1 protein-coding gene is annotated in these 244 nt (G+C 68.4%); it reads left to right on the forward strand.

Features of this window, described 5'->3' with window-relative positions; all coding sequences use genetic code 11:
• Positions 1–244, forward strand: a 244-nt coding sequence (locus KVS69_RS20230) for a hypothetical protein (protein WP_217540069.1), incomplete at both ends; no start/stop codon positions are given.

The following is a 244-nucleotide window of genomic DNA, read 5'->3' on the forward strand; positions in this document are numbered from 1 at the left end:
GTGGACGGCCCGCTGGGCGGTGTTCCGGACTGGCGCGACCACGCTGGAGTGATGACTCCTGCCGGGTACTGGTACGCGTGGGTCGCCATGCCGTTGTTCCGGCTGGTCGCACTGCTGTGGCTGTGGCGGTTTCTCCTGTGGGCGATGCTGCTGGCCCGACTGCCATCGGTAGGCTTGACCCTGCACGCCGAACACCCCGACCGAACCGGGGGGCTGGCATTCCTCGGCGTGGCGCAGGAACGTT

The organism is Stenotrophomonas sp. GbtcB23, assembly GCF_019091045.1.
In the GTDB taxonomy this organism is placed as follows: domain Bacteria; phylum Pseudomonadota; class Gammaproteobacteria; order Xanthomonadales; family Xanthomonadaceae; genus Stenotrophomonas; species Stenotrophomonas rhizophila_A.